Raw genomic sequence first — 15,071 nt, 5'->3', positions numbered from 1 at the left:
TAAAATCAGCACGAGTGAACTTTATTGATTGTTAAACGAATATAGTTGAAAATTTCTATAAAATCAAGTTTGTTATTCTTACTCTAAACCATTTCCAAAAGTCCATTACTAATCGTAACTTTGATAAGTGAATTTTAGATATATAAGATTTCCGTCTTCACGGAAATGACAAATTATAGGTATTCAATGAAACTAGTCTTATCACCAGCGAAATCACTTAATTTTGAAAGTGAATTGCCAACAACCCAGCATACAGAAGCCACATTTTTAAAACAGTCTGAGCGTCTAAACAAACTCTTAAAAAAGAAATCCGCTAAGAGCCTATCTAAGTTAATGAAGATTTCGGATGCTTTAGGACAATTAAATTATGAACGTAACCAGGAGTGGAGTCTACCATTTACAACAGATAATGCAAGACCAGCAGTATACGCCTTTAGTGGTGACGTATACAGAGGTTTAGACGCCTATACCATTCCACAAGATAAACTTGATAAATTACAAAGTACAGTAAGAATTTTATCTGGACTATATGGTTTACTAAAACCTACAGATTTAATTCAGCCTTACCGCTTAGAAATGGGAACAAAGTTCCCAGTAGGTGTAAAAAAGAACTTATACGAGTTCTGGAAAAAAGACATTACATCAGCTCTAAATAATGAGTTAGCAGATGATGAGCTATTCCTTAATTTAGCAAGCAATGAATATTTTAAAGCTGTAGATGTAAAATCTTTAAAAGTGCCCGTAGTAACTGCTAATTTTAAGGACTTCAAAAACGGAGAGTATAAAATGATTTCGTTTTTTGCTAAAGCAGCACGGGGTATGATGGCACGTTACATTGTAGATACTAATGCCAATACCATTGAAGATGTTAAAGGCTTTAATTATGAAGGTTACGGCTTTAGTGAAGAGATGTCTTCTGAAAAAGAATTAGTGTTTATACGTTAAAACTAAATACGTGGAAGGAGGGATTGTTAACAGATTAATGACTAATGTTTGTACTTCAAATCTAGAAGAAAGCAAACTGTTTTACACCAAACTTTTTGATTTTGAAACAAGTTTTGAAAGTGACTGGTTTGTTCATTTAGTATCAAAAAGTTGCCATTTAGAATTAGGGCTTATTGATAAAACTAATGATTTGGTGCCTGAAGCGTACAGGAAAGCTCCAACTGGATTCTATATAACTTTTGTTGTAACCAATGTGGATGAAATTCACAGTTTAGCATTAAAAGAAGGATTTGAAGTTATAAAAAAGCCTGAAGATACGTTTTACGGACAAAGAAGGTTACTATTAAAAGACCCGGATGGAACTTTGGTTGATGTCTCTGCGCCAATAAAAGAATTTTAATAATTAAAGTAGATGTTATATTATATAGTAATTGCGTTACAAGCATTTTGTATTTATCATGTCATTAAGAATAATACCTCTTATTACTGGATCTTCTTAATTCTTTTTGTACCTGCGGTTGGATCTATTGTGTATTTGATTACGCAGGTATATAATAAAAGAGATGCCGACAAAATTACTAACGAGATAACTAATATTATTAACCCTACCAAAAAGGTAAAAGATTTAGAGAAACAGTTGGCGTTTTCAGATTCGTATCAAAATCGGGTTAATCTTGCGGATGCTTACTTAGAAATTGGAGATTACCAAAATGCAATTCAACAGTATAAGGAAGCTTTAGATGGCAATCCTCAAAATGATTTTTACGTCATTAAAAATATGGTAGAAGCCTTTTATCACGTAGAAGATTATAAAAGCATTCTACACTACACAGAAGGTATCAGTAGCCATAAAGAGTTTCCAAAATCTAGAACCCAATTTATCTATGGTTTAGCTTTAGAAAAAGAAGGTAAGCTAGACGAAGCTGAAGAGAATTTAAAATGTATAGATGTGCGGTTTTCATTTTATAATGAACGTTTAATCTATGCGAAATTCTTATTAAGTAGAAACAAAACAGATGAAGCCAAAGAGATTTTGGAATCCATAAGTTCTGAAGCACAACACATGACTAAACCTAATAAGCGTTTGTATAGGTCTACCATAGCTGAGGTTGAAAAGGTATTACAAACTATTTAATTAAGGATTACCTTATGCGTAAAGCCGTTGTGTCATTCCGAACTTGTTTCGGAATCTATAGTACAAAACCCAATGCGTTTGTTGGTTATGATGTTTACCAATTGCAATAGTAAACTCGTTTTACCTGTACTTAAGTTCTTAAAAAGTTAAAAGAATTGAATACGAGAAACGGAAACAAGTTCAGCTTGACAACGGGACATAGGTAGGAAATAAGGTGGTTATTTCTTTGGTTTGCTGTTAACAGTAGCGTTGAAGATAATTAGAATTTAGCCTGTCCCAGGATGCTAAAGTAATACTTCTTAATTCTGCTTAACTTTCTTTAAAGCTCTTAATTTCTTATTGGTTAGTCTTCGTACCCCATAGGTACCTCTCCAAATTTTCCCGCGTTTAGATTTTTTATCGCCTTTACCCATAATTAATTGATTTTCATCAATATACTAAATTTTTGTCAGTTTAAATAAAGTTGTTGTTTAGTTTTTGTATATGAAATTTATGTTCATATATGATTTAAATATGACGATTGTCATGTAATTTTGTGTACTTCAATGATAGTTTTGGAGGAAATAAAAAAAGTAAAACAATATGAAAGTGTTAATTAAACTAAATTTAAGTGTGTTATTGTTTTTTGCAGTAATGCTAACTTTTGGTCAGCCTAACACCATGATATCTCATACTGAGAATAGTCAGTTAATCAGAGATTTAAGTGGTGTTAAGTGGAACATGAAAATGATGCTTCCTGGTGAAGGTGTTAAAAAAGGACTCCCACAAATACCACCAGAAGATATAGAAGCACATGTTTGGAACCATGCCACGGTTCCCGGTGATGTGTATACAGACTTATGGAAAGCAGGTATTATTGAAGACCCTTACTTTGGAAGAAATAGTACCAAAGCCCAATGGGTGCAACATTATGAATGGTGGTACTCACACCAATTTCATGTAAGCGAATCTGTTGAAAACAAAGTCGTGAAAATTGTATTCGAAGGCGTAGATTACGCCTGCGAAGTATGGCTAAACGGCCATTACTTAGGTAAGCATGAAGGCGCTTTTTCGGGGTTTTCCTTTGATGTTACCAAGTATTTACGCATATCCAACAAGCGTTTAGCCAGTACCAATATGCTGATGGTGAAATTGGATCCACCACCACAGGTTAATTCTTTAGTTGCAGGTAAAAAAACACCATGGTTTGGCGATTATTGGAGAGACTTAGCACCTTTTGGTATTCACAGAAAGGTAAAAATGGTGTCTTCGGGTAAAGTGCGTTTTGATGATGTATACGCCAATACTTCCATAAACAAAGATGGTTCGGCTAATGTAAAATTAGAATTAACGGTAGAAAATACAGAGACCAAAGCCAAAACCATGAATTTCATAGCCACAATAGAAGGCAAGAACTTTACTTCAGATGTAAAAACGGTTAAGTTTTCTGCTGTAGTAAAACCTGGTGTTCAAAAAGTAGAGCAAGATATTCTAATTAAGAACCCAAAACTTTGGTGGCCTTGGGATATGGGAAAACCTAATCTTTATAAGGCAAGAATTTCGCTTAAAGATGGTAAAGTGAATCAAGATTTTAATGAAACCGTATTTGGAATTAGAGAAGTGACTTCAAAATGGAATCCAGGCTTTAAAAAGGGGGTGGATGTTAGTTTTCCAAGATCTACATATATCAATGGGAAATTCCACTTTATACGTTCTGCTTGTTGGGGAGGTCCGCCTGATATTTTTGTTGGAAGAACCAATTTAAATGAGTACAAAACACTCATTAAAATGGCTAAAGAGGCTAATATGAATAACATTAGAATCTTTGGCTGGCATCCACCCGAAATTCCGGAATTTTACCAATATTGTGATGAAATGGGAATTACGGTATGGCAAGATATTATTCCATTAGGAACAGGAAATATTCCTAACGACGAGGAACTTTTAGGAGAGATTTTTAATGAAGGCGTACGTGTTATTAAAGAACGCAGAAACCACCCATCTTTAATTATGATGGAAGGTGGAGAAGAAATGTTATTAAGAACCAGAGATGCTCATTTTGGTAGAGCTTTCCTTGAACGTCTAGGAGACTCACTGCAAGCTTATGCTAATTTACCATATGTGCCAGATTCTCCATTAACATGTGAGGTGTCTAGAGAAGCAGGATTTAAACCTAAAGAAGCACATCATGCTTTAAGGTATTTTTACGGTATGGGATCTAACCTCCATGAAGATTGGTTGCAAACATTAGAGTATCCTATTATTCCAGAGTTTGCTATTACATCAGTGCCTTCAGTAGAAAGTTTAAAGAAATTTATACCAGAAGATGAGCTTTGGACGCCAGGTCTAAGTTGGGGGCACCATTGGGCAGATTTAGTGCGTTTGCGTATGCAAAACTGGGATGTTTTTGGAGATGAAATGACGGGATCATTAGAAGAGTTTGTAAATGCATCACAGGATACTCAAGGTATCATTTTCCAAAACGGAATCGAATACTTTAGAAGACAAAAACCAAATTTAAGTGGTATAGCGTTATGTCATTTCATAACCTATTGGCCAGATATGAAATGGGGTATTGTAGATAATTATCAGCAGCCAAAACGTTCTTATGACTTTGTGAAAAAGGCATACCAACCTTTGCTCGTTAATCTAGCATTTAAAAAACGAAGATGGTCTAAAAATGAAGCTTTTAAGGGTGAATTATGGGTAATTAATGATTTGTTTGAAGATTATAAAGGTTGTAAAGCTACTGTTGTTTTTAAAGATGAATCTGGAAATACGTTGCAAACAGAAACTTTTAAAATTGGTAAGGTTAAGGCTAATAGCGCGGTAAAGTTCGAAGACATTTCTGCAAATGTGCTAAGTAAAGTCGATAAGCGCTTTTTTGTAGAATTAGAATTGAAGAATGCCAAAGGAAAAGTTGTATCTCATAACGACTACTTCTTCTTGATTGGTAATCAAAAAGAAGCATCTAAAAAGTTTCTTGAGTGGAGAAACAAACGCCATAAGTTAGAAGCTGAATATGGTTATCCTAATTACTACCGCTTTTTTGATGATTTCACTAATGGGACTTACCAAAGCGGAACACAAACACCAAGAGCAAGAGGTTTTGGAGAATAAATTGTAATACTAAACTTTAAATTATGTGGATTGGTTTCATTTGGGTTTTACTGGCAGCAATTATGTTGGGTTTTTATGCCTTTCCTAGTAAATCAGTAAAAGGTTATCAAGTAGAAAATCTTTGGGGTGTATTTTGGTTATTCGCCATGTTTATTGTTCCAATACTGGCGTCCGTTTTATTAGTAGACGGACTTAAAGCTACCTATACTCAAGTGCCAATCAGGGTTTTTATAAGTGTCTTTTTCTTAAGTCTGTTATGGGGCGTTGGTAACCTGCTATGGGGAATTAGTATTTCCAAAATAGGAATGGCTTTAGGATTCTCTCTATTAATTGGAGTCGCCACATTAGTAGGTTCTGTTTTGCCTTTCTTTATGGGGGCAGCGGACAAATTAATCACTCCTGGAGGTTTAATCATACTTGCAGGTATTTTAATTATAATGTTTGGTATTGTTTGCAATGGTAAAGCTGGCTTGTTAAGAGAAACCAATGAACAAAATGAAAATGCAACCAAGTCTGGTAACATGAAAACCGGAATCATAATGTGTGTTTTGGGAGGTATCTGTGCTGCCGGGTTTAATTTATCCTATCATGTTGCCGATAGTATTGGGGAAATTGGAAAAATTGCTCAAGAACAATTTAATAATGAGCCTTGGGTTGCAAGATTAGCTGTAATGCTACCTGCTTTTATTGGAAGTGGTGTTATTACAGTGCTATATTTTGTATTTCAAATACATAAAAACAACTATTGGAGTGCTTTTAAGGGGAGTCATAATACCAAAAACATTATGCTTATTGCGGTAATGGCTTTGGTATATGTGGCTTCTCTTATTATTTATGGTTTAGGTGCTTACAATTTAGGCGCATTCGGAACATCGGTTGGTTTTGCTGTGTTTCAAACAGGATGTATTATGGTAGCCAATTTGTTAGGCATATTTTCTGGAGAATGGAATGAAGCTGGTACCAAAAGTAAGCAATGGCTGTATTCAGGATTGGGTATCATGACACTTGGTATTGTGATTGTGGCTTATGGCAACTTTCTTCTGGCTTAAAAATTTGTGTATATTCATGCCTTTATAATATGTATGTTTAAACACAAACACCCTTACAAACCATTTATTCAAAAGGATACTAAAAAACTCATTGTTGGGACTTTACCACCTCCAAGATTTTCTACAGGAGAATTATTGGAAAAAGATGTAGATTTCTGCTATGGCAGTTATTATAACTCCTTGTGGCTATATATAGATAAAATACACGGTTTAGGCTTACGTTATGATAATTCTCAAGAGGCTATTGAAGAGCGAAAACAGTTCTTAATTAAGCACAAAATAGGAGTGTGCGACATTGTTGATAGTGCGGAACGAGAAAAGATTGATGCTTCCGATTTAGGCATGCAAAATATTAAGCTTCGTGATGTTATTGGTTACATTAAAAAATATCCAAGTATAGAAACCATCTTATTCACAGGTGGCAATAGTAAAAACGGACCAGAATATTTCTTTAGAAGACACATAAAAGACTACGGATTGAAATTGGAATTAGTTTCAAAAGAAGTTCCTAGAATCCATCAATTAACACTTTGTCATTCAGAACGAAGTGAAGAATCTCGTATCATAAAAACTGTATCGCTTACCTCTGCTTCAGGAAGTGCCAATAGAGCTGTAGGAAGTATGAAAAAGTATCAAGAATTGAAGAACAAAAATCCTAAGTTTACAACTTTTGATTTTAGGGTGATGCAGTATCAGGAGTATTTTTAAGAGCCCTTTGCGAATTTATTTTTAATCAGGAAAAAGCTTAGTATAGTTACAATACTAATTCCAATGATTAATATACCATATTTAAAAAATCCTGTAAGGATAAAAGTCAGGAAGCCATTATATCTATCATTATTAGATTTTTCAACAAGTTCGGGAATAATACTAGAGCTTTCCAAAATCGTGAAAATGACTATACATAAGAGACCAATTAGGTAAAGTCTAAAAATTTTGAAATTCTTTTTGTTCAGCAAGTTTTCAAATTTGTAACTCATATATCATTCAAAATACCCACGAGCTCTTAAAACACCTTCTTTTTTAATGATAAATAAATCTTCAACATAATTACCATAACTTGTAACGACTTTATCAGGGAAGTGCTCAAAATATTTTTTTGGATACAAAAAGTACCTATGTTTCTTTAAATAATCGTTCAGTGTTACACTTACATCTTCTAAGAAATCTATTTGTATTGGTTGTATTCTGGTCTTTCTATATTTGGATTTATCATAGATCCCGGCCCATCGTCCGCTTTCTGTTTTATAAAGTCCGAAATATTGATATTTACAGTGCACAAACTGTTCTTTTTCCTTTGTCATAAATAATAGAACGTGTTCGTATTTTGAAAAAGGAGGAATACCGTAATGATCAAATGCAATAAATTCAATGGTATCCGTTTTAATCTCATTGTGAATATTTTGGATAACTTTATATTTCAATTTAAACCCTTGATCAAATTTAATATACTTTACTTTTACACTATCTCCAGATTTATTAACCCGATATTCATCTTTTTTAGGAGGATCATAAGATTCCATACTTATTTTTTTTCCAACAAAGGCATATATTTTTTGAGTAGCATTGTGTTTATGCCATTCATCAACAGTCATTGGTTTATTTTGACACGGAGCAACCTCCGTAAATAAAAGAACAAAAAACAACCAAAAGGAAATTCTCAAACCCATTTTCAAATTTAATATTTACAACTTTCAGGTTTATCCTTCACATAATAAGACTTGTAGTTTTTGGCATTCTTATCCATACAGCCACAAAGGTTTAATAGGGTTATGTTTTTAAAATCTATTGGATGACTTTCTGCCTGTAAAGCAATATAGCCTTCAGTTAAGATGGTCCCTTTTTTAGAAATCCAGTCTCCTTTATCTCTTGTTATTTTTGCTTTATCCCAGTCTTTTCCTTTTTGATTTTCATTAATAAAGCCACCATTAATTTGAGGTTTTTCAAAACGTAAAACCGTTTCGCCTTCAACAATGAATTCCATAAATTCACCACCCATTATCGTAGCATCTACATGAACCCATTGGTCGCCATGATAGGTTTTAGATTTAGACTTTATACAGTGATCAAAATTTATGGTGTCTTGCATTACTACAGCTGTTCCAGGTGTACAAACATTGCCAGTGGTTCTATCTTTTTCACCAAGACCGCCTAGTAATTGAAGTTCAACAGACACGGGGAAGGTTTGTCCTATTTCATTACTTGCGGCAGATTGTGAGTGTAGCATTATGCCACTATTTCTAACATTCCAATGAGAACCACCAGGAATCTGATCTCCCGTAAATCTATAGTCAAAACTTAATTTATAATAAGAAAAAGGGGTATCGTAATACATATGCCCAAATTTGCCATTAAAGCTGTCGTATTTATCGTAGCTAATACGAATCATGCTATCTTGAACTACAAACGTGTCTTTATAGTTGTCATTAAGCTCATGACCTGAAAATTTAATCTCCCAACCAGACAAGTCTTTTCCATTAAAAAGTGAAACCCATTCTTCTGAATTAGGGTCTACGCTAGATTTTGATTTGGTATTACAAGATATTACTAATAAAAGTGGTGAAAAAAGTAAAAATAGTTGTTTCATCATGAATGCTTTAAAACTAAAAACCACTCTATACAAATAAAGTGGTTTCCAGTTATTTTGTTACTAAAGATATTATTTTACAGCTTTAACAGATACTGCAAGTTCAATATCATCATTAATGAATTTATCTCCTAAGTCCTCAAAGAACGATTTAGATTTATACTTAACATTCCATTTAGAACGGTCTATTGTAAAGGTTTCACTAGTTAAAGTTAAAGTGTCATTTACAGTAGCAACAGTTACGGGAAATGTAATATTATTGGTAGCATCTTTTAATTTTAGATTACCAGAAAGCATTGTTTTGCCTTCAGCCTCACTTAAACCAGTAATTTCGAAGGTAGCGTTAGGGTAGGCTTCAACATCAAAAAAATCGGCACTTTTTAAATGTCCAGAAAGTTTAGCATTACCTTTTTCCTCAGCTGGAATATCTAAAACCACAATTGAGGCCATATCTATAGTAAAGGCACCTCCAGATACTTTATTATCAGTAACATCTAAAGAACCGTTAGAAATATTAATAGTTCCGTTATGAGAACCTCCTGGTTTAAAACCTTTCCAAGCAATAGAAGATTCAGACACAGTTACATTAAGTTTTTCGGTAGTAGCTTCTGCCACTGTTGCAGTTTCAGCTTCTTTGGTTTCGGCTTCTTTAGCTTTTTCTTTACAACTGAGTGCAGATATACTTAAAATAGCTATAGCGCAAATTGATAAAACGCCTTTTTTCATTTTTTAAAAATTTATTGGTTAATATTTAGTGTTCTATGCGTAAAGTTAGCTAATTGAAGTCACAAAAAAAATTTAAAAATAATTGATGACATTTTGACATTTTTATAATAATGGCAGTACTTTTGCCAACTAATTTTAGTAATTGCACAAATTAAATTTTAGCGATGAGTAAAAAAGAAAAGAACGCAGATATAGAACAAGACCAAGTAGAAGCTACACAAACAGAGGCTATAGAGACAGAAACACAAGTAGAGGAGCCTGTTGAAGAACAAACTGTTGAAGAGAAATTGCAGGAAGAAGTAAAGCAAGAAAGAGATAAGTTTTTACGTTTATTTGCAGAATTTGAAAATTATAAAAAGCGTACCTCTAAAGAACGTTTAGATTTATTTAAAACAGCTAATGAAGAAGTAATGGTTGCACTATTACCAATTATTGATGATTTTGAACGTGCTTTAACTCATATTGAAGAAGATAAGGAAGCTGAAGAATTACGAAAAGGAGTGGTGCTTATCTACCAAAAAATGTTAACCACTTTAGAACAAAAAGGTCTTAAGGCTGTTAAAGTTGAAAAAGGAGAGGTTTTTAATGCAGATGATCATGAGGCTGTAACTCAAATTCCAGCACCAACAGAAGATCTTAAAGGAAAGATTATTGATGTGATTGAAAAAGGCTATAAGCTTGGTGAAAAGGTTATAAGATTTCCTAAAGTTGTTATTGGTCAATAAAAATAATTAATTAAAAAAAGCCCTTCTTTATAGGAAAGGGTGGAATGGGAATGGCAAAAAGAGATTATTACGAAGTATTAGGAATAAGCAAAGGAGCCAGTGCTTCAGAAATTAAAAAAGCCTATAGAAAAAAAGCTATAGAATTTCACCCAGATAAAAATCCGGATGATAAAGAGGCTGAAGCAAAGTTTAAGGAAGCTGCAGAAGCTTATGAAATTCTAAGTGACGAAAATAAAAAAGCGCGTTACGACCAATATGGTCATCAAGCCTTTGAAAATGGAGGCGGCTTTGGTGGCGGTGGCATGAATATGGATGACATATTCAGTCAATTTGGAGACATCTTTGGTGGGGGCGGCTTTGGCGGCTTCTCTGGCTTTGGTGGCGGAGGCGGTCAGCGCAGAGTAAAAGGCAGCAATTTAAGAATAAGAGTAAAATTAACTCTTGAAGAAATTGCCAACGGCGTTGAGAAAAAGATAAAAGTTAAACGTAAAATAAAAGCACCAGGAACTACCTATAAAACATGTTCTACGTGTAATGGAACAGGACAGGTTACACGCATTGCCAATACCATTTTAGGTAGAATGCAAACATCTTCGCCTTGTAACGTATGTGGTGGCGCTGGTGAAGTAATTGATAAAAAACCCGCAGATGCCGATGCACAAGGAATGAAAGTTTCTGAAGAAACGGTATCTATTAAAATTCCAGCTGGAGTTGTAGAAGGTATGCAGCTTAAAGTATCTGGAAAAGGTAATGAAGCTCCTGGAAATGGTATTACTGGAGATATTTTAGTCGTTATAGAAGAAGAACCACATGATAAACTACAACGAGAAGGTGATAATTTGCATTATGACTTATATGTAAGTTACCCTGATGCTGTGTTAGGAACTTCAAAAGAAATAGATACAGTTACTGGTAAAGTGCGTATTAAAGTTGAAGCAGGAGTACAATCGGGCAAAATTTTACGTTTACGCGGAAAAGGAATTCCAAGCATAAATGGCTATGGTAAGGGAGATTTATTGGTTCATGTTAATGTTTGGACACCTAAAACGCTTAGTAAACAGCAAAAGGAATTCTTTGAAAGTATGAGAGAAGACGAGCATTTTGAGCCGAAACCAGAGAAAACAGATAAATCTTTCTTTGAAAAAGTAAAAGACATGTTCTCTTAAAGTTGGTTTTTAAGGAAACAAAAAAACGCCTATTAAAAAGTGTTGTATAAATTATTAATATGCAAGTTATAGGGCATATTTGTTAATAATATTGAAAAAAGAACTATATTTGAAGTATCACTAATTTTTATTAGTGGTAATTTTTCTTTTTCATAGCAATTTTTTTCCCATCCTTAATATTGTTTTAAGGATGGGTTTTGTTTTAATGAAACTCAACATTAAGGAATACCTTAAAGATTTACTTGATGTTGTAGATTGAATTAACCCCGTAGAAGTACAAGGTTCAAATTCTCATTTTATATTTCTCCTAAATTGTAACTATAGCTATAACCTTAAGACAAACTTTTAATTAGAAATGAATTCCTAGATGTATGACATTTAGGTTTCAATAGATATTGTCATTCTCATGGAAATGGGAATCTAAATAAATGAATTTTATGCTTGGGTTACTTAATAATACTCTTGATGGAAATACCATTATTTATCTCCATTATCGTTAACCGCATTCAAGAAATTCTTTATTATATTTACAAACTATCAAGATTTAAATTAAAGCATGAATAACTTATTAGAAGTTAATGAGGTCTCTAAAAGTTTCGGGGATTTTAAAGCGCTTAATAATGTTTCTCTAAGTGTGCCAAAAGGCAGCATTTTTGGTTTGCTCGGACCAAATGGAGCGGGAAAAACTACCTTAATTAGAATTATTAATCAAATTACTATGCCAGATATTGGTACAGTATATTTAGATGGCGATTTACTTAATCCATCGCATATTAGAGATATAGGCTACTTACCCGAGGAACGCGGTTTGTATAAATCAATGAAAGTTGGGGAACAAGCGTTGTATTTGGCGCAATTAAAAGGCTTAAGTAAATCAGAAGCAAAGCAACGTTTAAAACATTGGTTTGATAGATTAGATATTGGAGACTGGTGGAATAAAAAAATACAGGAGCTTTCAAAAGGAATGGCTCAAAAGATACAGTTCGTTGTAACCGTTCTCCACAATCCTAAACTGTTAATATTTGATGAACCATTCTCTGGTTTTGACCCCATTAACGCCAATATAATTAAAGATGAAATTTTACGTCTGCGTGAAGATGGAGCTACAGTAATCTTTTCTACCCACCGTATGGAATCGGTTGAAGAGTTGTGTGATGATATTGCACTTATAAATAAATCTAATAAGTTAATAGAGGGGAAGTTAATTGATATAAAAAGGCAATATAAAACCAATACTTTTGAAGTGGGTTTAGAATCTGAAAGTAAAGAGGTTTTAAAGAATACGCTAGCTGAAAAATTTATCATTTCTGAGGCAAATTTTAAATCGTTAAACGATGATTTAAAATTGAATATTAAGTTGTCAGACAATGAAAGGGCTCAAGATTTAATCGCATTTTTAAATGAAAAAGCAGCTATCAATCACTTTGTAGAAGTGATACCTAGTGCAAATGATATTTTTATTCAAACTGTACAGAATAACTAGATTATGAATCATCTTCCTTTAATTATAAAACGTGAATATTTAACCAAGGTTAAAAACAAGTCTTTTATTATAATGACCATTTTAAGTCCTATTATTATGATAGTGCTTATTGCAGTTATTGCCTATTTAACTAATTTAAATAGTGAAAAAGTTCGAACAATAGCCGTTTTAGATGAGTCTGGTTTGGTGCAAGAGGTTTTTAAAGAAACAAAGACAACTAAATATCATAAATTAACAGGAGTTACATTAGATGTCGCAAAAAAAACTATGGAGGAAAGCTCTAATTATGGCTTACTTCATATTCCTAATAATGCCAATGTAGATAACATTTCTAAGCATATAAAATTCTATTCAAGCGAATCACCTTCCATAACGTTTATAGGGGATTTAGAGTATAAGTTGAATAAGAAACTAACAGAATTAAAAAGGAAAGAACTTGCAATAGATGTTTCAAAACTTGAAGAGTCAAAAGTAAGGGTTAGTATTGGGCAGGAAAATTATTCTGGGGAAGAATCGTCAAGTTCAGATAGTGTAGTAAAACTCATTTTTGGATGTGCATCTGGCTATTTATTATTTATGTTTATTATTATTTATGGCAACATGATAATGCGCAGTGTAATCGAAGAAAAAACGAGCAGAATTATAGAAGTTATTATCTCTTCGGTAAAACCTGTTCAACTTATGCTAGGTAAAATTATAGGAACCTCATTGGCCGGTATCACGCAGTTTGTTATTTGGGTGGTATTTGGCGGACTTTTAATGACCGTTGTGTCTTTGGTTCTTGGTATTAATCTCATGGAATCTACACCACAACAAGAACTAATGGAAATGGCAGTTCAAAAGGAAGGTGTTGAGTTTTATTTTGATGCCCTTAAAAACGGACTCAGTAATATGCCTCTCATAAACCTTATTATAGCCTTTGTGTTTTTCTTTATTGGAGGGTATTTATTATATAGTTCACTATATGCTGCTATTGGTGCAGCTGTAGATAATGAAACCGACACGCAACAATTTATGTTGCCAATTATTATGCCTCTAATACTGGCTGTTTATATTGGGATTTTTACGGTAATTGAAGACCCTCATGGTACTGTTTCAACTGTGTTTTCTTATGTGCCATTTACCTCACCTGTGGTCATGCTAATGCGAATTCCGTTTGGTGTACCAATATGGCAACAATTGTTATCGTTATTAATCTTAATCGGAACATTTATGTTTACAGTTTGGTTTGCCGCTAAGATTTATAGAGTGGGTATTTTAATGTATGGTAAAAAGCCTAGTTACAAAGAAATGATTAAGTGGATTAAATATTAATTAATGGAAACAATAAAAGAGTTTTTAAAGGAAAAACTTTATGAAAATGGGGATGGTACAATTGAAATAACAATTGGTACTATTTTCATTCTTATTGTTGTGTTAGTGGTAACTCATTTTACTTTAAAATCCATTAGAATATTAACCACAAGAAAACTTAAAGAAGAAGATAAGTATAGATTTAAGGCTGTCTTTGCGTTTTTAAAATACCTCATTTTTTGTGTGGTTATAGTCGTTGCTCTTGATTCCTCTGGAGTAAAAGTAACGGCAATTTTAGCTGCATCCACTGCACTTTTTGTTGGTATTGGTCTGGGAATGCAAAAGTTGTTTCAAGATATTATTTCTGGCGTATTTATATTAATTGACAGAACAGTGGCTATAAATGATATCATTGAAATAGATAAAAAAGTGGGTAAGGTTACGGAGATAAATTTAAGAACAACAAAAGCTATTACTAATGATGATAAGATTTTAGTTATTCCTAACCATAAATTTTTAACCGAGATATTATACAACTGGACACAAAACAACGTTGTTACAAGAGAATTTGTTGAGATAGGTGTTGCGTATGGTACGGATGTTGATTTAGTGAAAGCATTACTATTAGGAATTGCAATTCAAGAATCAGCAATTTTAAATGAACCTTCACCCTTAGTGCTTTTTGAAGATTTTGGTGATAGTGCGCTTAAATTTAAATTGCATTTCTATATTAGTGATAGTTTTAATGTGCCTGTTATTAAAAGTGATATTAGGTATAACATAGATAAAGTATTTAAAGAAAATAACATAACAATACCATTTCCTCAGAGAGATGTGTATGTATATAATAAAAACCAATAGGT

Annotated in this window: 15 protein-coding genes; 11 read left to right on the top strand and 4 right to left on the bottom strand. The window is 33.2% G+C overall.

Features of this window, described 5'->3' with window-relative positions; translation table 11 throughout:
- The first annotated feature begins 186 nt into the window (after window positions 1-186).
- The 3 genes from yaaA to FUA24_RS24310 are packed head-to-tail and all read left to right on the top strand — an operon-like array spanning window position 187 to window position 2,080.
- On the top strand, window positions 187-945 hold the full coding sequence (yaaA, locus tag FUA24_RS24320; RefSeq protein WP_148545994.1) for a peroxide stress protein YaaA: 759 nt from the start codon (window positions 187-189) through the stop codon (window positions 943-945).
- A gap of 10 nt (window positions 946-955) precedes the next feature.
- On the top strand, window positions 956-1,345 hold the full coding sequence (locus FUA24_RS24315; RefSeq protein WP_222861387.1) for a VOC family protein: 390 nt from the start codon (window positions 956-958) through the stop codon (window positions 1,343-1,345).
- 12 nt (window positions 1,346-1,357) lie between these two features.
- Window positions 1,358-2,080, top strand: coding sequence for a hypothetical protein (locus FUA24_RS24310; RefSeq protein ID WP_148545992.1), 723 nt, complete (start codon window positions 1,358-1,360; stop codon window positions 2,078-2,080).
- A 299-nt stretch (window positions 2,081-2,379) separates the two neighbouring features.
- On the opposite strand, the gene FUA24_RS24305 is transcribed toward FUA24_RS24310, so the two are convergent.
- The gene (locus FUA24_RS24305; RefSeq protein ID WP_148545990.1) at window positions 2,380-2,493 is read right to left on the bottom strand and encodes a 30S ribosomal protein THX; all 114 of its coding nucleotides are present in this window, start codon (window positions 2,491-2,493) and stop codon (window positions 2,380-2,382) included.
- Between the two features lie 169 nt (window positions 2,494-2,662).
- Between FUA24_RS24305 and FUA24_RS24300 the strand changes: the two genes are divergently transcribed.
- From FUA24_RS24300 to FUA24_RS24290, 3 genes are read left to right on the top strand one after another with little or no spacing between them, the layout of a single operon-like run.
- Window positions 2,663-5,179: a glycoside hydrolase family 2 protein gene (locus tag FUA24_RS24300; protein WP_148545988.1), complete on the top strand. Its 2,517-nt coding sequence runs from the start codon at window positions 2,663-2,665 to the stop codon at window positions 5,177-5,179.
- A 23-nt stretch (window positions 5,180-5,202) separates the two neighbouring features.
- The gene (locus FUA24_RS24295) at window positions 5,203-6,228 is read left to right on the top strand and encodes an L-rhamnose/proton symporter RhaT (RefSeq protein WP_148545986.1); all 1,026 of its coding nucleotides are present in this window, start codon (window positions 5,203-5,205) and stop codon (window positions 6,226-6,228) included.
- 33 nt (window positions 6,229-6,261) lie between these two features.
- Window positions 6,262-6,936, top strand: coding sequence for a uracil-DNA glycosylase family protein (locus tag FUA24_RS24290; RefSeq protein ID WP_148545984.1), 675 nt, complete (start codon window positions 6,262-6,264; stop codon window positions 6,934-6,936).
- 275 nt (window positions 6,937-7,211) lie between these two features.
- Here FUA24_RS24290 and FUA24_RS24280 read toward each other — a convergent pair whose 3' ends face one another.
- From FUA24_RS24280 to FUA24_RS24270, 3 genes are all read right to left on the bottom strand, one after another.
- Window positions 7,212-7,898, bottom strand: a complete 687-nt coding sequence (locus FUA24_RS24280; RefSeq protein WP_148545981.1) for a hypothetical protein — start codon at window positions 7,896-7,898, stop codon at window positions 7,212-7,214.
- Between the two features lie 8 nt (window positions 7,899-7,906).
- Entirely contained in the window at window positions 7,907-8,815 is a 909-nt protein-coding gene (locus FUA24_RS24275; protein ID WP_148545979.1) for a 3-keto-disaccharide hydrolase, read from the bottom strand.
- A gap of 72 nt (window positions 8,816-8,887) precedes the next feature.
- The gene (locus tag FUA24_RS24270) at window positions 8,888-9,541 is read right to left on the bottom strand and encodes a YceI family protein (protein WP_148545977.1); all 654 of its coding nucleotides are present in this window, start codon (window positions 9,539-9,541) and stop codon (window positions 8,888-8,890) included.
- Window positions 9,542-9,705: 164 nt separating this feature from the next.
- Between FUA24_RS24270 and FUA24_RS24265 the strand changes: the two genes are divergently transcribed.
- From FUA24_RS24265 to FUA24_RS24245, 5 genes are all read left to right on the top strand, one after another.
- A complete protein-coding gene (locus FUA24_RS24265) occupies window positions 9,706-10,266 on the top strand; it encodes a nucleotide exchange factor GrpE (protein ID WP_148545975.1) in 561 nt (186 codons plus the stop codon).
- 50 nt (window positions 10,267-10,316) lie between these two features.
- Window positions 10,317-11,432 carry a molecular chaperone DnaJ gene (gene dnaJ / locus FUA24_RS24260; protein WP_148545974.1) on the top strand — a complete coding sequence of 372 codons (1,116 nt, stop codon included), beginning with the start codon at window positions 10,317-10,319 and terminating at the stop codon, window positions 11,430-11,432.
- Between the two features lie 556 nt (window positions 11,433-11,988).
- Window positions 11,989-12,915 carry an ABC transporter ATP-binding protein gene (locus FUA24_RS24255; RefSeq protein ID WP_148545971.1) on the top strand — a complete coding sequence of 309 codons (927 nt, stop codon included), beginning with the start codon at window positions 11,989-11,991 and terminating at the stop codon, window positions 12,913-12,915.
- Between the two features lie 3 nt (window positions 12,916-12,918).
- Window positions 12,919-14,229: an ABC transporter permease gene (locus tag FUA24_RS24250; RefSeq protein WP_148545969.1), complete on the top strand. Its 1,311-nt coding sequence runs from the start codon at window positions 12,919-12,921 to the stop codon at window positions 14,227-14,229.
- A gap of 3 nt (window positions 14,230-14,232) precedes the next feature.
- Window positions 14,233-15,069 (top strand): mechanosensitive ion channel family protein, encoded by an 837-nt coding sequence (locus FUA24_RS24245; RefSeq protein ID WP_148545968.1) that lies wholly within the window; start codon window positions 14,233-14,235, stop codon window positions 15,067-15,069.
- Window positions 15,070-15,071 lie beyond the last annotated feature (2 nt).

The sequence above is a fragment of the Seonamhaeicola marinus genome (assembly GCF_008085455.1).
This window is presented reverse-complemented; position numbering and strand designations above follow the sequence as displayed.

Coding starts and splice junctions, on each gene's coding strand:
- yaaA (WP_148545994.1), top strand. CDS start 187: ATGAAACTAGTCTTATCACCAGCGAAATCACTTAATTTTGAAAGTGAA.
- FUA24_RS24310 (WP_148545992.1), top strand. CDS start 1,358: ATGTTATATTATATAGTAATTGCGTTACAAGCATTTTGTATTTATCAT.
- FUA24_RS24305 (WP_148545990.1), bottom strand. CDS start 2,493: ATGGGTAAAGGCGATAAAAAATCTAAACGCGGGAAAATTTGGAGAGGT.
- FUA24_RS24300 (WP_148545988.1), top strand. CDS start 2,663: ATGAAAGTGTTAATTAAACTAAATTTAAGTGTGTTATTGTTTTTTGCA.
- FUA24_RS24295 (WP_148545986.1), top strand. CDS start 5,203: ATGTGGATTGGTTTCATTTGGGTTTTACTGGCAGCAATTATGTTGGGT.
- FUA24_RS24290 (WP_148545984.1), top strand. CDS start 6,262: ATGTTTAAACACAAACACCCTTACAAACCATTTATTCAAAAGGATACT.
- FUA24_RS24280 (WP_148545981.1), bottom strand. CDS start 7,898: ATGGGTTTGAGAATTTCCTTTTGGTTGTTTTTTGTTCTTTTATTTACG.
- FUA24_RS24275 (WP_148545979.1), bottom strand. CDS start 8,815: ATGAAACAACTATTTTTACTTTTTTCACCACTTTTATTAGTAATATCT.
- FUA24_RS24270 (WP_148545977.1), bottom strand. CDS start 9,541: ATGAAAAAAGGCGTTTTATCAATTTGCGCTATAGCTATTTTAAGTATA.
- FUA24_RS24265 (WP_148545975.1), top strand. CDS start 9,706: ATGAGTAAAAAAGAAAAGAACGCAGATATAGAACAAGACCAAGTAGAA.
- dnaJ (WP_148545974.1), top strand. CDS start 10,317: ATGGCAAAAAGAGATTATTACGAAGTATTAGGAATAAGCAAAGGAGCC.
- FUA24_RS24255 (WP_148545971.1), top strand. CDS start 11,989: ATGAATAACTTATTAGAAGTTAATGAGGTCTCTAAAAGTTTCGGGGAT.
- FUA24_RS24250 (WP_148545969.1), top strand. CDS start 12,919: ATGAATCATCTTCCTTTAATTATAAAACGTGAATATTTAACCAAGGTT.
- FUA24_RS24245 (WP_148545968.1), top strand. CDS start 14,233: ATGGAAACAATAAAAGAGTTTTTAAAGGAAAAACTTTATGAAAATGGG.